General features: G+C 58.5%; 19 protein-coding genes and 6 pseudogenes. 10 read left to right on the top strand and 15 right to left on the bottom strand.

Going from position 1 to position 23084, the window contains the following annotated elements; translation table 11 throughout:
• Positions 1-235: 235 nt before the first annotated feature.
• The 7 genes and pseudogenes from JZM24_RS06875 to JZM24_RS06845 all read left to right on the top strand — a co-directional run bounded on the left by JZM24_RS06875 (position 236) and on the right by JZM24_RS06845 (position 5229).
• On the top strand, positions 236-1156 hold the full coding sequence (locus JZM24_RS06875; protein WP_215669131.1) for an ABC transporter substrate-binding protein: 921 nt from the start codon (positions 236-238) through the stop codon (positions 1154-1156).
• Between the two features lie 160 nt (positions 1157-1316).
• Positions 1317-1967: pseudogene (locus tag JZM24_RS19665) on the top strand (MFS transporter); the annotation flags it as partial.
• 13 nt (positions 1968-1980) lie between these two features.
• Positions 1981-2334: an MFS transporter gene (locus JZM24_RS06865; RefSeq protein ID WP_312885000.1), complete on the top strand. Its 354-nt coding sequence runs from the start codon at positions 1981-1983 to the stop codon at positions 2332-2334.
• A 16-nt stretch (positions 2335-2350) separates the two neighbouring features.
• Entirely contained in the window at positions 2351-3196 is an 846-nt protein-coding gene (locus JZM24_RS06860) for a CocE/NonD family hydrolase (protein ID WP_215669129.1), read from the top strand.
• Between the two features lie 61 nt (positions 3197-3257).
• Entirely contained in the window at positions 3258-4262 is a 1005-nt protein-coding gene (locus tag JZM24_RS06855; protein ID WP_215669128.1) for a CocE/NonD family hydrolase C-terminal non-catalytic domain-containing protein, read from the top strand.
• Positions 4263-4297: 35 nt separating this feature from the next.
• Positions 4298-4660: a type 1 glutamine amidotransferase family protein gene (locus tag JZM24_RS06850; RefSeq protein WP_215669127.1), complete on the top strand. Its 363-nt coding sequence runs from the start codon at positions 4298-4300 to the stop codon at positions 4658-4660.
• Positions 4618-5229: a GlxA family transcriptional regulator gene (locus JZM24_RS06845; RefSeq protein WP_215669126.1), complete on the top strand. Its 612-nt coding sequence runs from the start codon at positions 4618-4620 to the stop codon at positions 5227-5229. The genes JZM24_RS06850 and JZM24_RS06845 overlap by 43 nt, the downstream gene beginning before the upstream one ends.
• A gap of 44 nt (positions 5230-5273) precedes the next feature.
• On the opposite strand, the gene JZM24_RS06840 is transcribed toward JZM24_RS06845, so the two are convergent.
• From JZM24_RS06840 to JZM24_RS06810, 7 genes and pseudogenes are all read right to left on the bottom strand, one after another.
• Positions 5274-5792, bottom strand: a complete 519-nt coding sequence (locus JZM24_RS06840; protein WP_281418184.1) for a nitrilase-related carbon-nitrogen hydrolase — start codon at positions 5790-5792, stop codon at positions 5274-5276.
• 22 nt (positions 5793-5814) lie between these two features.
• Complete coding sequence (locus tag JZM24_RS19115; protein WP_215669125.1) at positions 5815-6066, bottom strand: nitrilase-related carbon-nitrogen hydrolase; 252 nt, start codon at positions 6064-6066, stop codon at positions 5815-5817.
• A gap of 250 nt (positions 6067-6316) precedes the next feature.
• Positions 6317-7330: a CocE/NonD family hydrolase gene (locus tag JZM24_RS06830; RefSeq protein ID WP_215670036.1), complete on the bottom strand. Its 1014-nt coding sequence runs from the start codon at positions 7328-7330 to the stop codon at positions 6317-6319.
• A 108-nt stretch (positions 7331-7438) separates the two neighbouring features.
• A complete protein-coding gene (locus JZM24_RS06825; protein ID WP_215669124.1) occupies positions 7439-8071 on the bottom strand; it encodes a CocE/NonD family hydrolase in 633 nt (210 codons plus the stop codon).
• Positions 8072-8415: 344 nt separating this feature from the next.
• A complete protein-coding gene (locus JZM24_RS06820; protein ID WP_215669123.1) occupies positions 8416-8985 on the bottom strand; it encodes a GNAT family N-acetyltransferase in 570 nt (189 codons plus the stop codon).
• Entirely contained in the window at positions 8982-9551 is a 570-nt protein-coding gene (locus JZM24_RS06815; RefSeq protein ID WP_215669122.1) for a helix-turn-helix domain-containing protein, read from the bottom strand. Before JZM24_RS06815 ends, JZM24_RS06820 begins: the two co-directional genes overlap by 4 nt.
• Positions 9552-9613: 62 nt before the next feature.
• Positions 9614-11907: pseudogene (locus tag JZM24_RS06810) on the bottom strand (FdhF/YdeP family oxidoreductase).
• Between the two features lie 157 nt (positions 11908-12064).
• Between JZM24_RS06810 and JZM24_RS06805 the strand changes: the two are divergent.
• A pseudogene (locus JZM24_RS06805) lies at positions 12065-12494 on the top strand (GNAT family N-acetyltransferase).
• Between the two features lie 27 nt (positions 12495-12521).
• On the opposite strand, the gene JZM24_RS06800 reads toward JZM24_RS06805, so the two are convergent.
• Complete coding sequence (locus tag JZM24_RS06800) at positions 12522-13565, bottom strand: type III polyketide synthase (protein ID WP_246579906.1); 1044 nt, start codon at positions 13563-13565, stop codon at positions 12522-12524.
• A 464-nt stretch (positions 13566-14029) separates the two neighbouring features.
• Here JZM24_RS06800 and JZM24_RS06795 point away from each other — a divergent pair, with 464 nt between their 5' ends.
• Positions 14030-14683, top strand: a complete 654-nt coding sequence (locus tag JZM24_RS06795; RefSeq protein WP_215669120.1) for a Tle-like phospholipase domain-containing protein — start codon at positions 14030-14032, stop codon at positions 14681-14683.
• A 534-nt stretch (positions 14684-15217) separates the two neighbouring features.
• Here the strand turns inward: JZM24_RS06795 and JZM24_RS06790 are convergent.
• The 6 genes and pseudogenes from JZM24_RS06790 to JZM24_RS06765 all read right to left on the bottom strand — a co-directional run.
• A pseudogene (locus tag JZM24_RS06790) lies at positions 15218-16204 on the bottom strand (NAD(P)/FAD-dependent oxidoreductase); the annotation flags it as partial.
• Between the two features lie 308 nt (positions 16205-16512).
• Positions 16513-17010, bottom strand: coding sequence for an RcnB family protein (locus JZM24_RS06780; protein ID WP_215669117.1), 498 nt, complete (start codon positions 17008-17010; stop codon positions 16513-16515).
• Between the two features lie 512 nt (positions 17011-17522).
• On the bottom strand, positions 17523-17987 hold the full coding sequence (locus tag JZM24_RS06775; protein WP_215669116.1) for a hypothetical protein: 465 nt from the start codon (positions 17985-17987) through the stop codon (positions 17523-17525).
• A gap of 568 nt (positions 17988-18555) precedes the next feature.
• On the bottom strand, positions 18556-18705 hold the full coding sequence (locus JZM24_RS18500) for an NUDIX hydrolase (protein WP_246579905.1): 150 nt from the start codon (positions 18703-18705) through the stop codon (positions 18556-18558).
• Positions 18706-18744: 39 nt separating this feature from the next.
• Complete coding sequence (locus tag JZM24_RS06770; protein ID WP_246579904.1) at positions 18745-19164, bottom strand: NUDIX hydrolase; 420 nt, start codon at positions 19162-19164, stop codon at positions 18745-18747.
• A 27-nt stretch (positions 19165-19191) separates the two neighbouring features.
• The gene (locus tag JZM24_RS06765; protein ID WP_215669115.1) at positions 19192-20325 is read right to left on the bottom strand and encodes an MFS transporter; all 1134 of its coding nucleotides are present in this window, start codon (positions 20323-20325) and stop codon (positions 19192-19194) included.
• A gap of 120 nt (positions 20326-20445) precedes the next feature.
• On the opposite strand from JZM24_RS06765, the pseudogene JZM24_RS18495 reads away from it, so the two are divergent.
• A pseudogene (locus JZM24_RS18495) lies at positions 20446-21345 on the top strand (LysR family transcriptional regulator).
• A gap of 262 nt (positions 21346-21607) precedes the next feature.
• Here JZM24_RS18495 and JZM24_RS06750 read toward each other — a convergent pair.
• Positions 21608-22805: pseudogene (locus JZM24_RS06750) on the bottom strand (IS3 family transposase).
• Positions 22806-23084 lie beyond the last annotated feature (279 nt).

Genomic DNA, 23084 nt, shown 5'->3' with positions numbered 1-23084 from the left:
TGCTTCCGACTGGTAAGCGCTGGACCACGTTGAGGTCACCGGCAAATATGAAGGTATTATCCACCTCAAACACCCGTTCGCTCCGCTGTTTATCAGCACTCTTCCCCATGCCTCCGGGCTGATTATGTGCAAAAAAGCGCTGGAGGCCACCCAGGATAAAAAAATCGGCACCGCGCCCGCGGCCTGCTCCGGGCCTTACAAGATCGGCGATTGGCAGCCGCGGTAGCGGTTGACGATGGTGCGTAATGAAGGATGGAACGGCCGCCGCAGCGAGTACGATCAAATCCAGCTGGTGCCGATTGGTGATTTGAATACCGCCCAGATCGCGTTTGAAGCCGGCGATCTGGATATGACCAAAATCAACATTAGCGCTATCGGTAAATACCGCGACGATCCGGGCGACAATACGCTGACCGTACGGCCTGCGCTGGCCTACACCTGGCTCTGCATGAATGTTGATCACCCCAAACTGAAAGATGTGCAGGTGCGTCGGGCTATTCAGCAGGCTATCGACGTCCCTGGCATTCTGGACGCCACCTTCGGCGGCGCGGTGAAACCGGCCTATGGTCTGGTGCCGCCGCCGCTGGCCGGCGCGCGCAGCAAAAATATCTATCCTTACGATCCGGAGCAGTCGAAAGCGTTGTTGAGAAAGGCCGGTGTTGCGGGGTTGCAGCTCCGCCTGGACCTCTCTACCTCTACCGATGGCGGGACTGTGGCCCAGGTCATTCAGGCACAGCTGGCGGAAGTGGGGATCGATCTCAAAATCAATCAAATGGACGGTGCGGCGTTTGTCGCCGCGGGGCAGGAGTCGGAAGGGGATGCCTGGAAGGATTCCCAGTTGCGTCTCACCACCTTTACCACCGCGCCGGACGCCAGTTGGGTCACCGCCTGGTTTACCTGCGATCAGGTCGGTATCTGGAACACCCAGCGCACCTGCGACAAAAAGTGGGATGCGCTCAATGCCGCGGCCGCAGTTGAGCTGGATCAGGCGAAACGGGCGGCCATGTATGTCACGTTGCAAGACCAGTTGGAAGAGACGGGCGCCTATGTCTTTTTATACCATGGCAGCAACGCCTGGTTGACGCCGAAAACCGTGCACGGTGCCTGGACGCCCGATGGCCAGTGGCCGTTGTTCCGGGATGTCACCGGCGCCTGAAACGCCGGTTATCTGCCCGGGCGATGTAGCCCGGGCCTTGTCTCGCCTGCATTTCCCTTGAGGGAAGCTGTCGCGTGCGGCCGTTTGTGGGAGTTTCCTTGACTACTGCCCGTTTTTCCCTTTCGCCTAAAAAGGGATTGCGTCCTTCAGGCAATGTCTTGTGCGGCACGCCAATTATCGCCGGTTTTTCGGCGGACAATTGCTGTCGGTCATTGGCAATTGGGTCCATACCATCGCCCTCGGCTGGCTCATCTGGCGTTTGGGGGTGTCATCGCCCGTATTGCTGGGAATGTTGGCGTTTTGCAGCCAGGGGCCGATTTTATTTTTCGGCTTGTTTACCGGCGTGATCGTCGACCGCTGCGATCGCCGCCGGCTGGTACTGACAACGCAGATCGGCATCACCTTACTGGTCACGTTGCTGTCGGTGCTGACGCTGAGCAATCTTATTACCGGCGCGCTGGCGATAGCCATTGCGACCGGCCTGTGGTTGATTAGCGCATTTGATTTACCCGTCCGGCAGTCGCTGGTGGTCGATTTGGTGGCGCACGACGATTTGGCGAATGTGCTGGCGCTGAATTCGGTGATTTTCAACGGCGCGCGCCTGATAGGGCCGGCGTTGGGCGGCGTATTGGTGGATACCGTCGGCGAGGGGTGGTGTTTCGCCTTCATTGCCGCCTCCTACGTGCCGCTGATCCTATTCTTGTTCACCATTCGCGTGCCGCAGCGCCCGCCGTCGACCCGGCTGAAAGGTTTGCTGCACGAGATGGGCGAGGGGCTGGATTTTCTGCGCCAGGATACCGCCGGCGCTGCGTATTCTGCTCTTGGTGGGGCTATGCAGTCTCACCAGCGTGCCGTATTTTTCCTTTCTACCCATGCTGGCGGATACCGTGTTGCACGGAGGTCCCACCGGTTCGGGCATTTTAATGAGTATTACTGGCGTCGGCGCATTACTGGCGGCGTTACAGCTCACCTTCGCCGGTCAGATAGGCGCCATGGGGCCCTGGCCGCTACGGGCTGCGGTCATGTTGGCGCTGGCGCAAGTCCTGCTGGGGCTGTCGCAGCATTTTTGGCTAAGCGCCATTATCGCCGCGCCCATCGGTTTTGCCATTCTCACCCAGAATCTGACCTCCAACTCGCTGTTGCAGCATCGGGTGCCGGCCTCGCCCTCACAACTTTAGCGACAGGAGCTGTCCCATGTCCCAAGCGTCATCCACCGTCGATTTTTCGCTACAGATACCGTCCTATCGTCAGATTTTTGTGCCGCTGGCGTACGGCACCCGCATCGCTGCCCGGCTGTGGCTGCCTGAGCACGCCACGCCGGCGCCTCTGGTGCTGGAGTGGATCCCCTACCGGCAGTCGGACAACACCGCGACGATTGACGCTATGATGCACGGGTTTTTTGCCGCCCACGGTATCGCCGCCCTGCGGATCGATTTGCGCGGCAGCGGCAATTCCGACGGTTTGCTGCGCGATGAATACCTGGCGCAAGAGCAGGATGACGCCGTAGAGGTGATTGCCTGGCTGGCGCGTCAGCCGTGGTGTAATGGCAATGTCGGCATGATTGGCATTTCCTGGGGCGGGTTCGCCGCGCTGCAGATCGCCGCGCGCCGGCCGCCGGCGCTCAAGGCGATTATTACCTGCTGCTCCACCGATGATCGCTATCGCGACGATGTGCATTACATGGGGGGAGCGCTGCTTACGGATGTATTGCAATGGGGCAGCGGCCTGTTTACCCAATTGGGCAGACCGCTGGATCCGGCCCACGTCGGCGAGGGCTGGCTGTCACGTCTGGCGGGGATGGAGCCGCCGCTGGCCCACTGGCTGGCGCATAGCGAGCGCGATGCATTCTGGCGCCACGGCTCGGTCTGTGAAGATTATCAGGCTATCGAGTGTGCCGTCTATGCGGTTGGCGGCTGGACCGATGGCTATTGCGATGCCATTTTACGGTTGATGCAGCATCTGGATGCGCCGCGCAAGGGGTTGATTGGCCCTTGGACCCACGTTTATCCCACCTGGGGGGGTGCCCGGCCCGGCAATTGATTTCCTGGGCGAATGTTTGCGCTTTTGGCGGCAATGGCTGCTGGGCGAAGAGACCGGGATTATGGATGAACCCATGATGCGCCTTTGGCAAGGGGAAGGATTGCGGGCCGATCCTCGCGGTATTACCCTGGGCGGACATTGGCTGAGCGCGCCGGGCTGGCCGGCGAGCCACGCGCGGGCGGATTTCTATTTGGACGACAACCGTCTGCTGCTGCAGCCGCCGGCGCCGTTGTCGCTGTGCGGCAACGCGTCGCTGGATGTTGCGGTGGCCTTCGATTCCCCCTCGGCTTTGCTGGTGCTGCGGCTGAATGAAGTAAGCGCCGACGGACACTCCGCGCGGGTGACGTTCGGCGTACACCGGCTTACGCGTCCTAAGAGCGTCGCGCCGGGCGAGTCATTCCGCGTCAGGTTATCGCTTAAAGGGGTGGCCTATCGCTTTTCAGCCGGCTGCCGGCTGCGGCTGGCGCTTTCTACCGCCTATTGGCCAATGGTTTGGGCCGAACCGGGTCAAGGGCCGGTGCAGCTGTGGACGGACGGCGCGTTATTACAGTTGCCGGGACCTAGCGATGCCATTACCGGCGACGGGCCGGCATTCGGCGCGCCGCGCTCGGCGCCGCCACATCCCCATGAGGTGGTGGCGCCGGAGGTGACCCGCCGCCAGGTGGAATGGGACGTTGGCGCAGGCGTACATCGGGTTATCATGGACGCGCAACGGCAGCAAACACGGATTGGCGAACTGCGCTTCGGCAGCCAGGGACACGAAGTCTACACCATTGGCGCGCTGGCGGAGAGCGCGCGCATGGAAGCCCATCGTGTTCAGCTTTACACCCGTCCCGGCTGGGATATCAAGCTGGAATGCGATACTGAGCTTGCCTGGCAGGCGGGGGGGCTGGTGTTGACGTCGCGTTATCAGGCGTGGGAAAACGAGGTTTCCCCTCTCGCCACCGCGATGAAAACGGCGGCGGGGATAGCTGAAACACAGCGGAAACGGTACAGTCATGGTAAACGGGAACGGCGTGCGGCCGTTCGCGCTAAACCGGGCCAGCGCCTTCGAGCCGGGCCTTGACGGTGTTTTTTCTTCATGGGAAGCGATAAACGTCCATGCCATCCGTTGAACCCACCGTTTTCACTTTTTTGCTGGGCCATGATTTTTCCATGATGAGCCTGGCTTCGGCGATTGAGCCGCTGCGTTCCTATAACCGCTTATTCAAGGAACGCGCCTTTACGTGGCATTTGGCCAGCCTGAACGGCGAACCGGTCACCGCCGCCAACGGTATTCCCTTTCCGACATGTCCCATTCATGATGTGCTGGCAGACTCCCATTATCTTTTTATTTGCGGTGGCGAGCGGGTAGTGGCGCCGCAGTTCGAGCGAGGCTATCAAAGCGCCAGGCGGCGCGCGCCGGCCTGTTTATCGGATCTTTGTCCACCGGAACGTTCCTGCTGGCGAAATGCTGGCTACTAAACGGCTACCGATGCACCATTCACTGGGAAAGCCACGCCGCGTTTGTGGAAAGTTACCCGGAAATCGAATGTACCCGCAAAATCTTTGAAATTGACCGTAACCGTTTAACCTGTTCCGGCGGTACCGCGGCGATGGATATGATGCTTAATCTGATTGGCGAACGTCACGGTGACGGCCGCGCCACCGCGGTGGCGAACCAGTTCCACCATGAGCGGATCCGCAGTGCGGCGGACGATCAGCGCGGTCACCGCCCACATCGGTCGCTGCTGCCGCCGGTGCTGAGTGCGGCGATCGCGGTAATGCAGTCCACTTTCGAGGAGCCGCTTGCGCTGTCGGCGGTGTCGCAGCAGGTGGGGGTGGGCACGCGCCAGCTGGAACGCTTATTCGGCCGACATGTTGGCAAGACGCCGCAACGTTATTATCTGGAGCTGCGGCTGGATCAGGCGCGCGAGATGCTGATTTACTCCGACCGGTCGATTATCGATATTGCCGTCTCGGTGGGATTCAGTTCCACGTCCCATTTCGCTGGCTGGTTTCGGCGCACCTTCGGCGTGCTCCCCGGGGGTTGAGACAGCGCAGGCGCGATGAGCGGCCTTATCGCGAGGGAACGGCGCTAATCGGCGGGCATAATGCCGTTGAGGTACTGGTCATGACGGCGGTCGGTCGCCCAGGGATGCAGCCGACGCCAGCGCGTCAGCATTTGACGGTCCAGCGTAGCGCTGAGCGTGAAGGCGCCCGCGGCAGGCGCGCTGGCCAGAATGCCGCCGTCGGGGCCGACGATGCGGCTTTGACCGATACAGGCGAATGCGCCATCGCCGTCACTGCGGTTGGCAAAAGCGATGTAGCAGCCGTTTTCGTACGCCCGCGCCGGCACGACATGGCGCGGCACCACGTCATAGCCGCTGGGCGTGGCGCTGATACACAACAGGCAATCCATACCGGTTAAGGCCTGGGCGCGGACCAGCTCCGGAAAATCCAGGTCATAGCAAATTGCCATGCCGAAACTGAACCCCTGCAGTGAAAATCCCGTCAGCCGATCGCCGGCGCTAAATAACGCCTGTTCATACCCCGACCAGAGATGGATCTTTCGGTAATTGGCGCAGACGTTGCCCTGCGCGTCAATGGCCAGCATGGCGTTATAGCGCGCTTCGCCGTCACTTTCCGCATAGCCGAATACCAGCGCCTGACGCCGCGCGCGCCAGCGCCGCTAATCGGCGCAGCGTTTCGCCCGAAGAGGGCAGCGCCATGCGCCGGATGGCATCCTGGTGTTGATACCCGCACAGCGCCAGCTCCGGCAACAGCAGCAGATCCGCCGCCGGCGCTGCGGCCACGGCGTCATCCAGCCAGTCGGGAACGGTGGCGATATCCGTCGGCGCGTCGGCGGTTTGGATGATGCCAATCCTCATGCGGGCTCGTCTCCCTGGGCAGGATAAAATGGAAAGTCGTGCCGCCAGCGCCGGGAGAAACAGTGCTCCTCGCCATCCCAGGCGTCGAGGGTGGATTCCAACCGCCAACCGCCAACCGCCAGCCGCCGGCGTCGGCGGTGAGCAGGCTATGAATTTCCAACCGCGCCTGCCAATCGCCGCGATGAAAACCGGCGCTGCGCCAGGCTTCGGAGCGGGCGCCGGCGGGGTCATGGGCATTGACGCAATAGGTTTAGCGGCCCAGCGCCTCAAGACGTAGCCCGGTCTCTTCCAACGTCAGCGCGCCGAGATTGCGCACGACCTCAAGCGTGGTCTCGCCATCGTCCATATCCCGGGTCAGACGCTGGCGCCAGCGGGCTGGCGCCACCAGCACCCGCGCCGGGACAGGCGGCGGAGACCAGGGCTCGCCCAGCGCCGGCGGCGGGCAGGTTGCGGCCTCGGGATCGCGCAGCGGCAAAACCAGGCTGCCGCTTTGCACCGTCAACACATGGCGCACCGGCAGCGGCGCCGCCAGCGGCCAATAGCTTGTCGAAAGCGCAACGCGCAGACGGTAGCCCGCCGGCAGGATGAACGCTACCGCTTTCAGCATCACGCTTACGTCGTAATAATGTCCCGGCACCAGCGGTTCGGCGCGATCGAAGCCGTTACGCGCCGCAAAATTTAATAATCCATAGCTTATCCGGATTGCTACGCCGTCCGGCGCCACGGCATTCAGGCGTACCGCCAGCATCGCCAGGGGATTGTCCGAGCATAGCCGCAGCCGCACCTGGGCCCGGCCGAGAAGCTGTTGCGCCGTGGTGGCGACAGGCGCATCAAAGCACAAAGAGCCGGCGTCATCCTCGCGTTGATCCCCCGGCATATCCGGTCCCCAGCCGTATGGACACCACTCGCCCGACGCCAGGCCGGTGGTGGCCGGAGAACATAGGGTGGCGGTAAACTTTGCCGGCGCGTCCTGGAGCCGACCGGGCGCCAGATGCAGCGTGCGCGCCTGGACATCCGCGGACGGCCAGCGACGTTCCGCCGCCCACCTACCCTGCCGCTGCTCGTACCGGGCGCGGGGCGGCTCCGGCCGTTGCTGCCAGTAGGTCAGCATCGGTTCCTCCATCATCCCGGTCTCTTGTCCTTTAAGCCAGTGATCGAACCAACGCTGGACATAGCCGATAAAATCGATGCGCGGTCCCGGTGTGGCGATATGGGGAAATTCGTGTCCCCAAGGGCCGATGAGCCCTTTGCGCGGGCCACGCAGATTTTACAACAGGCGCAGCACGGTGTTGGTATAGCCGTCTGCCCAACCGCCCACCGCCAGTACCGGCACGGTGATTCGGTCGTAGTCCTCACAAACCGATCCGCTCCGTCAGTAGTCGTCGCGCCGGGGGTGTTGCATCCAGCGTGCTGCGGACGGCAGTGACATGGCGTTGAGGCGTTCCAGCCACATCGCTTTCCAGTGGTCACCGACGATAGCCGGGTCCGGCGGCGTCGGCGTCCAGGTAAACAGGGTGGCGCCATATTGCAGATTGTCGTTCAGCAGGGCGCCGCCCATATAATGCATATCGTCGGCGTAGCGATCGTCGGTGGAGCAGGCGGTAACCACCGCTTTAAGCGCCGGCGGTCGCAGGGCGGCGATTTGCAGCGCGTTGAAACCGATCCAGGAGATGCCAATCAGCCCCACGTTGCCGCTGCACCAGTCCTGCGCGGCAATCCAGGCGATCACTTCGCAGGCATCGCGCCATTCCTGAGGGGTATATTCATCGTTCATCACGCCGTCGGAGTCGCCGGCGCCGCGCATGTCGACACGCAGGACAGCATAGCCGCAGCCGGCGAGGCCGGGATGCAGCACGCCATCATCACCGCGGTGCCGGTCGCGGCGGCGGTAGGGCAGGTATTCCAGAATGGCGGGTACCGGCGTCGTCGCGTCCGGCAGCCACACGCGGGCGGCCAGACGGCAGCCGTCCGACAGGGGGATCCAGACCGTTTCGATTATCCGCATACAACACCGCTTCAGCCTTTGAAAATTGCCTCTATCTTTGCACAGTGAGCCGCGAAAACCATTCCGTTTGCGACCCGTTTGGCGTCAAAAGCGACCTGGTGGCCAAAAGTCGGCTAAGGCAATAGGGCAAAGCCCTTGCAAGGTGGCGGCGCGGGTATCGACCGAATCGCGCTGGGGGCAGAGGTGACGCCGGGCGCCAAAAGTCGACTGCCGGCCAACGCCGGGTGCCGAAAGTCGACTACCGGTTGACGCCCGGCGCGAAAACCTTACTACCGGCGTCGACTGCCGGCTGACGCCGGGCGCCAAAAGTCGATAACCGACTCACGCCGTACGTCAGAAGCCTGCTATCGGCCGGCGCCGGTAGCAGGGGCGTGCTGCGCTACTGACGTTAACGGTAAATAATAGACGGTGGTGGCGGTCAGTCTGCCGTCGGGAAACAGCGCATAATCAGGAATGCCACCTGCCTGCTGCCAACCAAGGCGCGTATAAAGTCGTTCAGCGTCGCTGCCGGTAGAGGTATCCAGCACTAGCATTGTCTTGCCGGCCTCTACCGCCAGCGTCTGTGCCGCACGCATCAATGCCTCGCCCACGCCGAGACGACGCGCACTGCGGTGTAACAAGAGTTTGATAATGTCGCCGCGGTGCGGTTGATTATCCGGCTGCGCCAGTACCATCTGTACCGTGCCGATAATCGCTCCGCCGGCGTCACGCGCCACCAGAATGGCGTGGTCGCCGCAGGCGGCCTGCGCCGCTTTCTGGCGCCAAAAGTCCTCGGCACGGGTGATCAAAAGCGGCAGCATAAAACCGACCGAGGCACCGCCCTCCACACAATCAATTAATAGCGCGCTCAGGGACGCCAAATCCGCCTGGCTTAGGGCTGCACCCAGCGCGTGAAGTGTGATGTCAGCCGTCATGGTAGGTGCCCTTTAGACGACAGCAGCACCAGATAGCGTGCGGGTTCAGGATGAGGATTATGGAACGCGGTAGTGCTATCCAGGTCGAAGCCCAGACGATCTCCCTGCTGCAGGGAATAGGCCTGCTCGCCGACGCGGATCTGGATACTGCCCGCCAGCAACCATATTTGCTGATGAATGCCGGGATCACGCTGGCCGGTTTCATAGGCGACGCTGGCGCCGGCGGGAAAGGTGACCTCGATCATTTGCACCGGAAAGTAGGCGTTGTCCGGGGTCAGATTACGCCGTAGATAGCCGGATTGCGGATCCTGCCACTGCGGCTGGTCTTCACGCCGCACCAGCGGCGCGCTGTCGGTTAGCGTAACCTCGAACAGCGCGTTGAGCGGTAAGCCCAGACCGCAGGCGAGCTTCTCCAGCACCACGGCCGTCGGGCTGCTTTCGCCACGTTCAATGAGCGAGATCATCGATCGGATGACTTCGCAGCGTTGCGCCAGGGCCTCCAATGAAAGTACACGCTGACGACGCAGGGCGCCAAGCCGGGCGGCGATGCGTGCATTAATATCCATGGTAACCACCATTTCCAAAATACTGGATTTCTATTCTGGTATAATGAAAATTAATGTCAAGCTCAATATCTACAGCGCTCAAGCGTAACGGGCACGCTTTTGTAGGCGGGAACACCGCTGTCGTGATCATAGCTATCGAGCGCTACCAGCCTGTTGGCTTCGGGATAATAGGTCGCCACCGAGCCGGGTGCCATGTCGTAAACGACGACGGTCAGATTATTCAGCCGCCGTGAAGATTGCCCGCCGGCGGCGTCCAGCGCGATCACGTTGACTTTGTCTCCAACGCGCAATGCTCGCCGTTCCGCCTCCGCCGCGCTGAGAAACAGCACATCGCGCAGGCCGGTCACGCCGCGATAGCGGTCGTTGAGGCCATAGAGGGTGGTATTGTATTGATCGTGACTGCGCAGCGTGGTCAGCACCAGGTCATGGTGGGTCGAGCCGCAGGGATCTTCATTGATACCCGGCAGGGTAATGAATTGGGCGCGCCCGCTCGGGGTATTCCATTTGTGTTCCGAGGCGGCATTGTAAAGCCGGAATACGCCGGGTTGCTGAATGCGTTTATTGTAATCCTTAAACGCGGGAAATACCGATTCGATGGCATCACGGATCCGTGCGTAATCGGCAACCAGTTTTTCCCAGGGCACCTGGCTGTCGGGCAGCGTAGCGCGGGCCAACCCGGCGACGATGGCGGGTTCGGAACGCAGATAAGGCGAGACCGGCGGTAGCGTACCACGCGATGCATGCACCATTGACATCGAGTCCTCGACACTAACAGCTTGAATGCCGCTGGCCTGGGTATCCTTTTCGGTGCGTCCCAGCACCGGCAAAAGATAACTGTTTTTCGCCAGCAGAAGATGGGAGCGGTTCAGCTTGGTCGCCATGTGCACCGCCAGCTCCAGTTTGCGCATCGCCACAAACGTCACCTCGGGATCCGGCATCGCGGTAGCCAGGTTCCCACCTAAACAAATCAACGCCTTAGAGCTGCCCTGCTGTATAGCCATTATGCTTGCCACCGCCGCATGACCATATTTGTTCGGCGGCGTTAAGCCAAATGTGCGCTTGATGCCGTCAAGCAGCGCCTGATTGGGTATTTCCGTAATACCCACCGTCCGGTCGCCTTGAACGTTGGAATGTCCACGCAGCGGGCAGATTCCTGCACCCTGCTTGCCCATATTCCCGCGTAGCAGCAGATTAGCCAGCTGCTGCACATTTTGCGTCCCGTGCTGATGCTGGGTAATGCCCATGCCGTAGCAGATGATGGTCCGCTCGGCGTCGGCGTATAAGCGGGCGATATGTAAGATCTCACTGTGACTCAGACCCGAAACCGCGATAATATCTTGCCATGCGGTATGGTCCAAATCAGCTTTCAGCGCCGCGAAACCCTGGGTATGGTCGGTAACGAAATCTTCATCGATTACCCCTTTATCGCCCCGGGCCTGTGCATCCTGGTGCAACGTCAGCAGCGCCTTCATGACGCCTTTTAGCATGGCGGCATCGCCGCCGACCCGAACCTTATAATAGGTCGATGAGAGCGCTGTAGAGGTAAGGGGCAGCATTTCTATCGGGCTCTGGGGGGATGTGAATCGTTCTAGCCCCCGTTCTTGCAGCGGATTAAACGCCACGATGGTGGCACCGCGCTTGGCCACTTCGCGCAGGGTGGCTAGCATCCGCGGATGGTTGGTCCGGGGTTATGACCGATACACATTACCAGATCGCAGTGCTCGAAATCCTCAAGCGTCACGGTGCCTTTACCGACGCCGATGGATGCCGGCAGACCGACGCTGGTGGGTTCATGGCACATGTTGGAACAGTCGGGGAAATTATTAGTGCCATATTCGCTGGCAAACAGTTGGTAAAGGAACGCCGCCTCATTGGACGTACGCCCTGATGTGTAAAATTCAACGCAGTTAGGGTCGGAATAACGTCGTAACTGCGCGCCAATTTCGCCCAAAGCGACATCCCAATCTATTGGCTGATAGGTATCTGTAGCGGCATCGTATTTCATCGGTTGGGTCAGTCGTCCTTCACCTTCTAATTCAAAATCATGGCGCTGCCAGAGCTCGCTTACGGTGTGGGCGGCGAAAAAGTCCGGCGTAGCCCGCTTGCCGGTGGCCTCCCAACTGACCGCTTTGGCACCGTTTTCGCAAAATTCAAAAGATGAGGTATGGAGCGGATCCGGCCAGGCGCAGCCGGGGCAGTCAAAGCCCTGCGGTTGATTAACTTTAAACAGAGCAATAACATCCTGGTTTACCGACATCTGGACGCGAATGGCATCAGCCACCGCTTTTAATGCCCCCCACCCGCCGGCAGAGCCGCCATAAGGCGCAATGCCGATTGTGCTATTTTTCTGTTTCATCTTTACCCCATTTTTAACGATGGCTCAGGCATAATGCCATTTTAAGTGTAGGCCATTGCCTCAGACGCGCCGTCGGACGGGAGCGGCGGCAATCAATCATTCAACGGAGAGAGAGGTTTTCATGACGGTAAACTGGTGAGACTGGCACCACAGCGAAGTGAGCGCGCCGGAACTTTACCAACTGCTGTCGTTGCGCAGTGCGGTATTCGTTGTCGAACAACAGTGTCTGTATGCGGATATGGATGGGCAGGATATGAAGGGGGATAATCGACATATTGCCGGCTTTGACGAAGCGGGTCTAGTGGCGTGCGCCCGTTTGCTGGTGCAGCGGGACGCGGTGATTATCGGACGGGTGGTGACTGCCCAGCGTGCGCGCGGTCAGGGTCTGGGAGCGCAGTTAATGCGTCATGCGTTGGCGTCGTGCGCCGCGCACTGGCCGGAGAAACCCATTACCGTCTCCGCCCAGGTGCATTTACAATGCCTTTTACCGCAGTCTGGACTTCGTGGCGGTGACGAGTCTGTACGATGAAGATGACATTGCCCATATCGGCATGCGTCGCCCGCCCTCGAGCACGTTAAAGAACTAATAAACGCATGGCCAATAAGCCGATCCGTTAGATCCACTGCGACAGACTCATTTCGGCAATAATACCGTGGCCGAAGCCGGCGATAATTGCCTTGCCGCCGCGTGCGAAAATCCCTTTTTCATGCATGCTGCGATAGGCCTCGAACACTACCGAACTGGCGATCTTGCCGCAATTGACCAACGTGTCGCGGCTGAAAGAAAACTGCTCCAAATCCACGCGAAGATACTTGGCAAGATCATCCAGGATACGCGGCCCGCTGGCATGAATAATGTAATAGGCCAGATTTTCGATATCCCAACCGTGATCGCAGGCTAATTGACGCATCACCGGTGCAAGCGGTTTCATGGTGCCCGGCATGCGCTTGTCCAGACGGAAATGAAAACCTGTGTCTTTCACTTGATAGCGGATCCATTCATCGGTTTCAGGGATCAGATAACTGCCGTTGCGTTCGAGCGAGAGACCCTCGCCGGGTTCCGCGGTGACCACCGCTGCGCTGATGGCATCGCCAAATAGCCCATCGGAAAGCAGACTGCCGACGTCGCCATCTGTGGGCTGATAACTCAGCGAGCAAAACTCGCAGCTGATGATTAATACGTTGCTGCCGGGATGGGCCAGAACATAATCATGTGCCCGATTGATGGCGGCGCCGGCGGCGGCACAGCCCAGCTGGGCGATGGGCAATTGCATGGTATTATCCGGTAGCCCCATATGATTAATAAGCCAGGCGGTTAGCGACGGCATTAAGAAACCCGAGCAAGGGACATAGATAATCGCGGCGATTTGGCTGGCGCTAACGGCGGCATTGTTCAGCGCTTGCTCAACCACGCCGGGCACCAAACGTTTAGACTCATATTCAAATAACGCATTCCGGTAGCCAAAACCGGGATGCAACGTGGCGAGTTCGATTGGCTGTATAATATGTCTTTTCATGACGCCGGTATTAATAATCAATCCTATCGATTTTTCCAGATTAGGATTGTCTTTAAAGTTTGTCCTGGCTAAATTAATCGTGTCTTGCTGGCTAATAATGTATTCCGGCAAATAAACTGCGGGCTTGTGCAAGGTTAGCATATTTATGGTCTCCATAATTACTTGAATAATATCGAGTTATCAAGATGAGCGATTATCCTTGTCGGCGCTCATATTGTTAAGTTGGCTCATGTTTGTCAATGTGCTCTGGAAGCAGTATTAATTTTCCCGCGGCATCGTTTCAGGAAAATTCACAGATATATAGATGACTTAATTATGGTATTTGCGGTTTGCGCTGGCGGGTGAGCAAGCAGGGAAATATATGTTTACGCTCGCAGCTATTGCAGGCGTTAATAATGGTATTTATTTGTCTATCCACCTACTTGCATCAAGCGCATGATAAATTGTGGAGAGAAGTGTCTTAACCGCTAGCGGAAGCTCAACCTGCCGGCAATCGCCCGTATATTGGCGGACAAACAAGTCAATATGATCACTTCCTGCAATTTCCGACTATTGCTATCCCTTAAATTGCCCGTAACGACAGTGATAGAGCGATTGGGGGAGACATGTTACGACGAATTTTCGCGCCGAGTCACGTCCTGGCGTCTTTGACGAATTATCCGGCCGGCGGCCACCGGGAACCTATTGCCGCGTTGGCGCGGCTTAAAACCGTCGCGCGCGTCTCCAATACCGTCACTGACGGTGACGCGGCGAGGCAAAAAATTGTGCCAGTGTCCACGATTCAGGGTCGGCGCGGCGGCGATTACATTACCTGCGGCATTTTGCCGCAGAAGGGGGACTATCAGTTAGCGCAGATCGCCGGCGATGTTTACGCTGAACATTCCACTCTGCCACCGGGCGCTTTCCGTCGTTTTACCGCCGACGATTTTCGCCGTTATGGTTTCGATGAGCGCGTGCTGCGCGATCCGTGTTCAGGCTTTCAAGCCAATTTCTATAGCAACGGCAAGCAAGTGGCGCTGGCTTTTGCCGGCACTAATGATTTCAACGACTGGCTGACCAATATACGCGCATCGCTGGGCTTCCGGGATGCACAATATCGAGAATCCGTCGCATTGGCGCGGCAGGCCAAACGGCGTTTTGGCGACAAAATGCTGTTTACCGGTCATTCTCTTGGCGGTTCGCTGGCCGCCACTGCCGCCGTGGCGACCGGTTCGATGGCCGTCACCTTTAACCCGGCGGGCGTGGCTAAAAAACCTTAAGCCGCTATGGAGAGTCGCCCGTCAGGGCGAGATGGCGGGCGGATAACGGCAGCATCCGCTGTTACAGCGGACAATATGATCCGCTGTATTGCGTGCAGCGCTGGCTGCTATCGCTGCCCAGGATACCGGGGCATCGCATCATGCTCAGGCCACCGGCGGAACTTGCCGGTAACGTGCCGCTGCTGCAGGCGATGGTCTGGTTCTGGCGGGCCCACGGTATTAAGGCCGTCATCGCGGCCATGGGCCGTGTCGTCAAGTCTGCCGCTTATGGATGAGCGATGGTTTTTTTAAGGCCTGCCGCGTGTGGGGAGGGGTTTCCATTTCAAGTCTGCCGCGCGTGGGGAGGGATTTCCTTTTCAGGCCTGCCGCGTATGAGTAAGTGGTTACTTTTTGTGGGCATGTGGCGTCGGCCAGCCGCTGGCGTTATCGATCGTCGCGTTGTCCTTCGCCGTCAGCGGCGCCCATCGGTGAAGGTTGCATGGCGTACTGCGCATGTGTTCGCGCCACCCGCCATCTAAGGCGCGGTGTGGATGGCTAGTGGAAAAAACGGTCGGGTCGGAAGGGCGCTAATAATGACGCAGGCTTTCCTGTTATCACCTCTTGCGCCGTCAACGTTGCCAGCAGCGCCGCCAGCGTCACCCCGCTGTGGGTGACCAGAAGGTGATAGCCCGTAATGCCCGGCAAAGGGCCGGCCGCAGGCAACCCGTCTTGCGGCAGCGCACGGATGCCGGTGGTGACCTGATAATCCGTCAGACCCCGCAAGCCTGGCAACAGTCGGGCGGCTTGTGCTAATAGCGCGGCTGCCGCCTGGTCCCGCGCGGTGGGAGATTCGGTTAGCGTCCAGGACACCTCCAAATCGTTAGGACAAATAAGACTGTGATCGGGACCGTCGGGACGGATATCGAACGTCGGGGTGATAAGGACATGACGGACCGGCGCCGCCGCAGACGGCACCCGCACCAGCAGGCCTGCGGTGGGGGCGAGCGGCGGGGCGAGATCCGGTTGGAAAAGCGGGCTATCCGCCCAGCGTCCGCAACAGTTCACGACCCGGTCGGCATAGAGTGTACGGCCGTTAGCCAGGGTGACGCCGGTGACATGATTGCCCTGACGAATGATGCCGGCGACGGGGGTGGCGGTGGACATGCGGCCGCCGCCGTCAATCACCGCATCCAGCAGGGTGTTGATGTACAGCCGCGTATCCAGCCAACCCTCACGTTCACACCACAACACCGGCGTGGTGGGTACGGCGTCGCGTGCCAGCGCCGGTTATCGCGCCAGTAACGTCTCTTTGTCCAGCCAGCGGACAGGGTACCCCCATGCCGTCAACTGTTCTGCCTTCGTCGCCAGCGCAGGCGCGTCATGCGGATGACGATACTCGGCGCTGCCGGTGAGATGTAACCAACGATGCTGAGGAAAGCGCGCCTGCAGCGCCTGATGCGCGTCTATGCCGGCATCATTCAATTGTTGGTAGTCCCGCGGGGGTTTACCGTGGGCGTTGACCCAGGCAAAAGAGGTGCCGGACGTGCCGCTGGCCCGCTAGCCGGCGTCGAGTACGGTCACGCTGGCGCCTAGATTGATGGCTTCAAAGGCCAGTGACGCGCAGATCACGCCGGCGCCGATAATGATGATTTCCATTCGCTTTGCCTGTTGATCTTTCGCGGAGCTGTGCCGGCGCTTCGTCGACGTCCGCAAAAATAATGGAAATAAAGAATTTACAGGTTAATGATTGGGGGGGCGGGACGCAAGCACTGCTGTTTGGGAGCCTGCGCAGGCGCGGCGAAATACGTCTTTCAAGCCGCCGGCGGCGCAACGCCACCGGCGTGGGACGATTAATGAGGCAGCATAGTGCTCATGATGATTGAGGTAATGATCCCCGTGGCGGCGGCAATCAACACATAATTGCCGTCGATATAGGCCCAATGTTCTCCGGGGGGCGGCGCCTGCAGGCCGCGCGCATGCCAATCGTAAACGCGATAATCATCGCCGCGAAAACGCGGGGGGGCGGGATGGCCGCGGCGAAAGTCATGGCCATTCCAGGCGAAATGATCGCGCGGGCCGCCGGGCCTGCCAGGATTGCCGTGCGGGACCCTCTCATGACCGTGGCCACCGCCGCGACCCCCCTCATGTCCGCGGCCACCGCCAGGACCCCCCTGGTGGCCGCCGCCATGCCCGCCGTCGCGTCCTCCTGGTCCACCCTGACCGCCATGGCCCTGTTGCCACTGCTGCTGAGATGGCTGTCCCTGCGGACCGTCGGCCCGGGAAAACGCGGAGAAGCTACTGCTGGCCGCGAATACCATCATAACCAATGCAAGCGTGGTCTTTTTCATTAGTGATTCCTCATTAAACAACTGCCGGGTATTGCCTGTTACTGACTAATATGGGATACACTTTGGCGGTATTAAATAACGAAATGTCTTAAAAGGGTCGATCTGACCCAGCTTTACTTCGTTTAGTAAATTCTAAACATATGTAACAGGAAAAACGCATCTTGGCGGATTGTTAACCGCGGTGCAGTAGAATTGCAGGTAGGGCCGTCGATGAGCGTAATGACTCACGGCGTTTCATGGCAACAAATAATAATGCTCATCCTGTTCGCTTAGTCGAAATCGTTGGCGCTTTGCGTTAATCAAATAACCAAAAAAATGACGTTTTCTATGAAATCGTGGCCGCATGCCGTACCTGAAACGCTTTTCAATGGTATGGCGTTTACCTCAGTGAAGGCGCACTGATTATTCCCCCTGAGATGACCCGATGATATGAATTACCGATCGACTACAGGTAAAGCGGCATGATTTACCTGTTAAGGGAATACCCCCGGCGTATTACTTACGCTATTCCGTTAGCTATTATTGCAACAGGCGTACCGCAAAATGCGGGCGGCAATCGCCAGCGCGGACGAGAGAAGCAACGCTACACCATGCCCGGCAGAAAAACCGTGGGAGATAATGCGTTTGGCCTTGGGCAGCGGTAGCGTTAAGAGATAGGTTAAAAAGGGTTCGCACACCATATCCGCTACCGCCCAAAAAAGAAAACCGGCGGCCGCAAGATTGAGCTGCCGGGCGGCGATGAGGGAAAAGTAATGCCCCTGACGGTAAATAGCGAATAACCGGTCTAGGGCAAACATCCCGAAGCCCAGCGACAGCAATGGCAGGGTTGTGACAAGCATGCCTAGCGACATTTGCCAGAAATCCGTGAGTATTATTGCCGGATTGGTAATGACTCTTTGTGTGACAAAAAGACCGAGTCTATAGGTTTGGAGCATGATCTCGGGAATATACCAGCTCAAGATGTTAATAATAATCATTAATAAAATTATCAGCAGTGAAATTTTTGACACTACTCTGCCGTAATAGATAATAGATTGGTGTTTTTCATGGCTGTTCATTGTAATGGCATACTCTGCGACTGAGAGGAAATATTTTAGCGGTTTCTGGATGAAATGTTGATTCTGATAATGGCTTAGGGTCGTTTCTTGTTATTTTTAAATCACCGTTAAGTGTCGGTTCATTCGGTGTGCAGCGTTGATATTGCGCCAATAAGTAATATCAACGACTGGCTCAGAATTGATCTTCATCGCGCGTAAAAGCTTGCGCGGCACCACCATGGCGACCGCCATGATTGGCGGGCGGCGCTACATTCGGCGCCGCGGTCCTGTTCGGGCCCTGCGGCGCCGGTTTACCTGTTGCCGCCGTTAACCTGTTGCCGCCGTTTACCTATTGCCGCCGTTAACCTATTGCCGCCGGCGGCAATCCGTCCGCTGGCGGCGATAAGACCATCGGACAGATCGATGCGCAAGGGGGAAGACCGTTACGCCAGAGAGGGTTGGCCTGTCACCGTCAATCAAACCAGGCGTCCGCTGCATTGTTGATGATCTACAGACTGGTATGAGTCTCTTCGGGGACAATGCGGGTGAGGGACAGCGGTGGCAACCTGTTGGGATCGAAGAAACCGATATCCAGCGATTCAGGGCTTAAGCGCAACGCGCCGCCGGTTTCGCGGCAATGGAAAATCAGTTTATACACGTGCCAGGGATACGGGGGGTGGCCATGCAGGTTACGATCCTATAATCCGAGCAGGCGGGTCGCCTCTACCTGTAGCCCGGTCTCTTCCCTGACTTCGCGGCAAACCGCCATGGATGGACGGTCGCCAACATCGGCCCAGCCGCCGGGCAGACTCCAGGCTGAATCGTCCGCCTCCTTGACCAGCAAGATTTTGCCCGCGCGCAAAATCAGCGCGCGGTTGTCGACCTTCGGCGTGGCATAGCCCTCCTGCTGTTGAAACGCGCTGATAAACGTCCGGGCGTCGGTGGGTGAGAGCTGCGCAAACAGTGCGCCGGCGATATCGCGAAGCTGTTCATAGCGTTCAATATCGTATGCGTCAGCGGTATAGGTCAGGCCGGTTTGCGCAATCGCCTGTATTTGCTGTGCCATGGCCGTTAAGGCCGTACTGGCAGCTTCGGATGAGCCCGGAAACGTCGTCATTTTTCCTCCCCATGGGTCGTATAAACCTTATTTAACGCACGCGGCGCGCGCCTGATGTTGCGCCCATGCCCATATCATCAGACCGGCGATGGCGATAATCATGCCGGTAGACAGCAAACCGGGGCTACCGAGGCGTTCAAGCAGTAACCCGCCCGCCATCGCGCCGCCGCCGATACCAACATTGAACGCCATGACATACAGCGCCGAGGCAAATTCGGCCTTATCGGGCGCAAGAGTAATGACCCAGCTTTGCAGCGCGATAATCGAAACGGCAATGGCACCTCCCCAGAGGGCCATGACAAGCCAGGAATAACCTGCCCACGGCCGGGCCGTCAACATCAGCAACAAACTGACGAGCACGCCGGCCCCGGCGAGCGCAGTCATTATCGCCGGACGCAGGGAAAGTGTGCCGGCGAGCAGCGTGCCGAGGGCGCCCGCCACGCCGAAGAGCAACAAATGCAGCGGGATCGCGGCCCCGGCGATGTTGAGTGGCGAATGCAGTAGCGCGGTGATGTAGGTGTAACAGGTGAAGTGGCCGGTCACCATCAGCAGCGTAACGCCAATCGCGCTCAACAGCGGTGCCGAGGGTGCTTTTGTTCGGGTTTTAGCTTTGGGGATATCGTCTTGCAGCGACGGTAACCAGAGATAGCCGGCAGCGAAAATCATCAGCCCGAATAGCGCGAACCCCCGCTGCCAGCCGAAAGCCTGACCGAGCGCCGAGGATAGCGGCACGCCGGCGACGATCGCGAGAGAGATACCGGCAAACACGATTGCCGTCACGCGGCTGGAGGGCATGGCGGGCGCAATTTTAATGGCATAGGCGGCGATACTTGACCAGAACACGCCATGTCCCAGCGCCGCCGCAATGCGCACTATCATCAGCAGCCAATAGTGGTGGGTGATGATAGCCAAGCCATTACACACGGCGATGATCTCCAGCAACCATAAAAACAGCACGCGCCTATCAACCCGGCGGGTCAAAAGGGTCACCGGTAGGACCGTGAGGGTGATAATCCAGGCATATCCCGTCACCAGAAAGCCAACCTGTCCTTGTGTCACCTGCAAGTCCTTAGCGATCACGGTAAGGAGACCGATGGGCAAATATTCCGTCGTCTGAGAAACAAATGCCCCCAACATTAATATCAACAGCGCCTTCACCATGCGATTTTTACGTCTCTTTTTGCAAGCATTAGGGTATCCACAGTATCCTGAAGCGGATTATTGAAAAACAGGCTTGTATTCACGACTTTCGTGAAAAGTCATCACTAATGCGGAGACGGCATGGCGCAGTGGGATAATCTCGATATTTTTGTTCAGGTCGTCAAATCAGGCAGTCTCGTGGCGGCAGCCAGGGCCAGCGGGCTATCGCCGTCGGCGGTGAGCAAAGCCATCACCCGTCTGGAGCAGCACCTTGCCACCCGGCTGATAAACCGCAATACCCGCAGCATGGCCCTCACCGCGGAAGGGATGCGCTTTTATGAGCGCTGCGTCGGGATCCTCAACGCCGTCGAGGAAGCCAGAAATGAGTTGTTACAGGCCAACCATTCCCCCTCCGGCACGCTGCGCGTCAGTCTGGCTCAGGAAAGCCTGGTGTTCCCCCTGATGGCCTCTTTCGCCGCCCGTTATCCGACTATTGTGCTCGATCTGGACTTTAGCGATCGGTTGGTTGACGTCATAGAAGAAGGCTTTGACGTCGCAATCCGCAGCGGCCACGCCGCCGATTAGCGCCTGGTGGCACGCAAAATCACCACCTTCAGCTCCAGCGTGGTGGCGTCACCGGCTTATCTCGATCGGGCGGGAACGCCCGAGGCGCCGTCGGACTTGGCAAGCCATGCCTGCGTCCACTACCGCTTTCCCCACAGAGGTAAGCTGGAATTGTGGCAGCTAAAAACGCTTTCGCCCGCCCAGTTCGCCGCGTTACCGCTTACCATGGTGTGCAACAACATGCATGCGCGGCAAGATTTCGCCAGAAAGGGCCTGGGACTCGCCTGGTTGCCCGATTATTACGTGCAGGAGGATCTTCGGCGGGGATCATTGGTGTGCCTGCTGGAACGTTTTGCCGAACGTTGCGATCCGCTGTGGGCGCTTTGGCCCGCCGGGCCTTTTATGCCGCTGAAAAGCCGCGTGTTTATCGATTTTCTGGGGGAAGCGCTGGGTGAGGTGGCGGCGGTCGCGCGTTAAGCGGCGACGAAGACGGGATGCGATGCAACGCCCAGGCTGTTCAACGGTGAAATGACGCTTGATCGCGACGCGACCGCCATAGCGATCGAATAGCGCATTGCCCGAGCGCTGGGCCTGACGGTGGAAGACGCCGCAAGCGACAAATCACTTCACGCCGGCGCGCTGGTTGGTGATAACGGTGATCCTGGAGGCATGTTGTTTATTTATCATCAGAAGAAGAGAAGTTGATCTTGCCCCGCCATCTCCGTACAGCTTTTGTATCTTAAGTTAACGAAGCCCGCTGCCGCCGGTATTCTCTCGGAGAGTGATATCCCAGCGCGCTGTGCGGATGGTTTTCATTGTAATGCGTGAACGCTGCTGCAAGGTTTCGCAGGGCTGTTCTCGCATCCGGTTTTGGCATGAACTCGATATAGTCTTCCTTCATCGTCTTCACGAACCGTTCGGCCATGCCATTGCTCTGCGGGCTGCTCACCGCTGTTGTGCAGGGCTCCAGATCCAGTTCTCTGGCGAACCTCTGCGTTTCATGCGCGGTATACGCTGAACCGTTGTCCGTCAACCACTGCACCGCTGTATCGGGTAACCTGTCGCCGAAGCGCTTTTCTACCGACCTCAGCATCACATCCTGCACGGTCGAACTGTCGTAGCCTCCAGTGCTCGCAGCCCAGTCTATGGCCTCTCTGTCGCAGCAGTCCAGTGCGAACGTGACCCGCAGTTTTTCACCGTTGTCGCAGCCGAACTCGAAGCCATCTGAACACCAGCGCATATCGCTTTCTGCCACCGCGATCCTGCCCTTATGCTCACGCCTCGGCCGCTCTGGTTTTCAATGTAATAACAGCAGGTTATGCTCACACATGATCCTGTAAAGTCGTTTCGCATTTACCGGCGTCAGTCCCTCTGCGCGACGTTGTTTACGCAGGATGCCCCACACCCGCCGATAGCCGTAGCTGGGCATATCGCTGATGATGTCGAGGATGTCCGACAGTATTTCAGCGTCTGCTTCGTCATTACGCCGGTTACAGCGCCTGTCCTGCCAGTCGGCAGAACGCTTAATCCGCAGTGACAGCGGCGCACGCGACACGCTCATGGCGCGGCTGACCTGTGCTATTCCCCGGCCTTTGGCAACAAGGGCGCGTGCGCTATCCATTTTCGTGACTGGCCGTACTCCACGGCTTCTTTTAGGATCTCAACCTCCATCGTCTTCTTACCCAGAAGGCGCTGGAGCTCCCGGACCTGCTTCAATGCAGCTGCAAGCTCAGAGGCAGGAACAACGTCCCCCCGGCAGTGAGGCTGCCTTCCTGATATTGCTTTTTCCACTTAAACAGCAGGCTGGGCTGGATACCGTGCAGTCGTGCGAGATGGGAGACATTCATGCCGGGCTCCATCCTCTGCTGAATAATGGCCATTTTTTCCTGAGGAGTTTTACGTTTACGGACTTCTTGACCTAACAGGATCCCGGTCATATCAAAATTGGCGTTAGTGTTAGACATATATTCAAGCCTATCTCTTATCTGGAGATACAGCTACTGTCTGGTGCTTCAGGGGGCTAAATCACCCGGCTGGTTATAGGTTTCTATGAGGATAATGTTGCCATTGGCATTTTTATAGATTATCGACCTCTTGTGGGTAATAACGGTCGCCGACGAACCATCATTGAATTTAATAAATGTTTTATCGACTGCCCGCAGAATTTTCCAAAGTGATCTGGTGCTGACGTTTCTGTCTCGTTCGATAGCTTCGGC

Origin of the sequence: Candidatus Sodalis endolongispinus (assembly GCF_018777395.1) — a bacterium.
In the GTDB taxonomy this organism is placed as follows: Bacteria; Pseudomonadota; Gammaproteobacteria; order Enterobacterales; family Enterobacteriaceae; genus Sodalis_B; species Sodalis_B endolongispinus.
This window is presented reverse-complemented; position numbering and strand designations above follow the sequence as displayed.

Excerpts from the sequence above, each read along its gene's own strand:
- JZM24_RS06875 (WP_215669131.1), top strand. The coding sequence starts at position 236 with ATGGTGCGTAATGAAGGATGGAACGGCCGCCGCAGCGAGTACGATCAA.
- JZM24_RS06860 (WP_215669129.1), top strand. The coding sequence starts at position 2,351 with ATGTCCCAAGCGTCATCCACCGTCGATTTTTCGCTACAGATACCGTCC.
- JZM24_RS06855 (WP_215669128.1), top strand. The coding sequence starts at position 3,258 with ATGGATGAACCCATGATGCGCCTTTGGCAAGGGGAAGGATTGCGGGCC.
- JZM24_RS06850 (WP_215669127.1), top strand. The coding sequence starts at position 4,298 with ATGCCATCCGTTGAACCCACCGTTTTCACTTTTTTGCTGGGCCATGAT.
- JZM24_RS06840 (WP_281418184.1), bottom strand. The coding sequence starts at position 5,792 with ATGCTGGCCATTGACGCGCAGGGCAACGTCTGCGCCAATTACCGAAAG.
- JZM24_RS19115 (WP_215669125.1), bottom strand. The coding sequence starts at position 6,066 with ATGAGGATTGGCATCATCCAAACCGCCGACGCGCCGACGGATATCGCC.
- JZM24_RS06825 (WP_215669124.1), bottom strand. The coding sequence starts at position 8,071 with ATGCGGATAATCGAAACGGTCTGGATCCCCCTGTCGGACGGCTGCCGT.
- JZM24_RS06820 (WP_215669123.1), bottom strand. The coding sequence starts at position 8,985 with ATGACGGCTGACATCACACTTCACGCGCTGGGTGCAGCCCTAAGCCAG.
- JZM24_RS06815 (WP_215669122.1), bottom strand. The coding sequence starts at position 9,551 with ATGGATATTAATGCACGCATCGCCGCCCGGCTTGGCGCCCTGCGTCGT.
- JZM24_RS06800 (WP_246579906.1), bottom strand. The coding sequence starts at position 13,565 with ATGCTAACCTTGCACAAGCCCGCAGTTTATTTGCCGGAATACATTATT.
- JZM24_RS06795 (WP_215669120.1), top strand. The coding sequence starts at position 14,030 with ATGTTACGACGAATTTTCGCGCCGAGTCACGTCCTGGCGTCTTTGACG.
- JZM24_RS06780 (WP_215669117.1), bottom strand. The coding sequence starts at position 17,010 with ATGAAAAAGACCACGCTTGCATTGGTTATGATGGTATTCGCGGCCAGC.
- JZM24_RS06775 (WP_215669116.1), bottom strand. The coding sequence starts at position 17,987 with ATGATTATTATTAACATCTTGAGCTGGTATATTCCCGAGATCATGCTC.
- JZM24_RS06770 (WP_246579904.1), bottom strand. The coding sequence starts at position 19,164 with ATGACGACGTTTCCGGGCTCATCCGAAGCTGCCAGTACGGCCTTAACG.
- JZM24_RS06765 (WP_215669115.1), bottom strand. The coding sequence starts at position 20,325 with ATGGTGAAGGCGCTGTTGATATTAATGTTGGGGGCATTTGTTTCTCAG.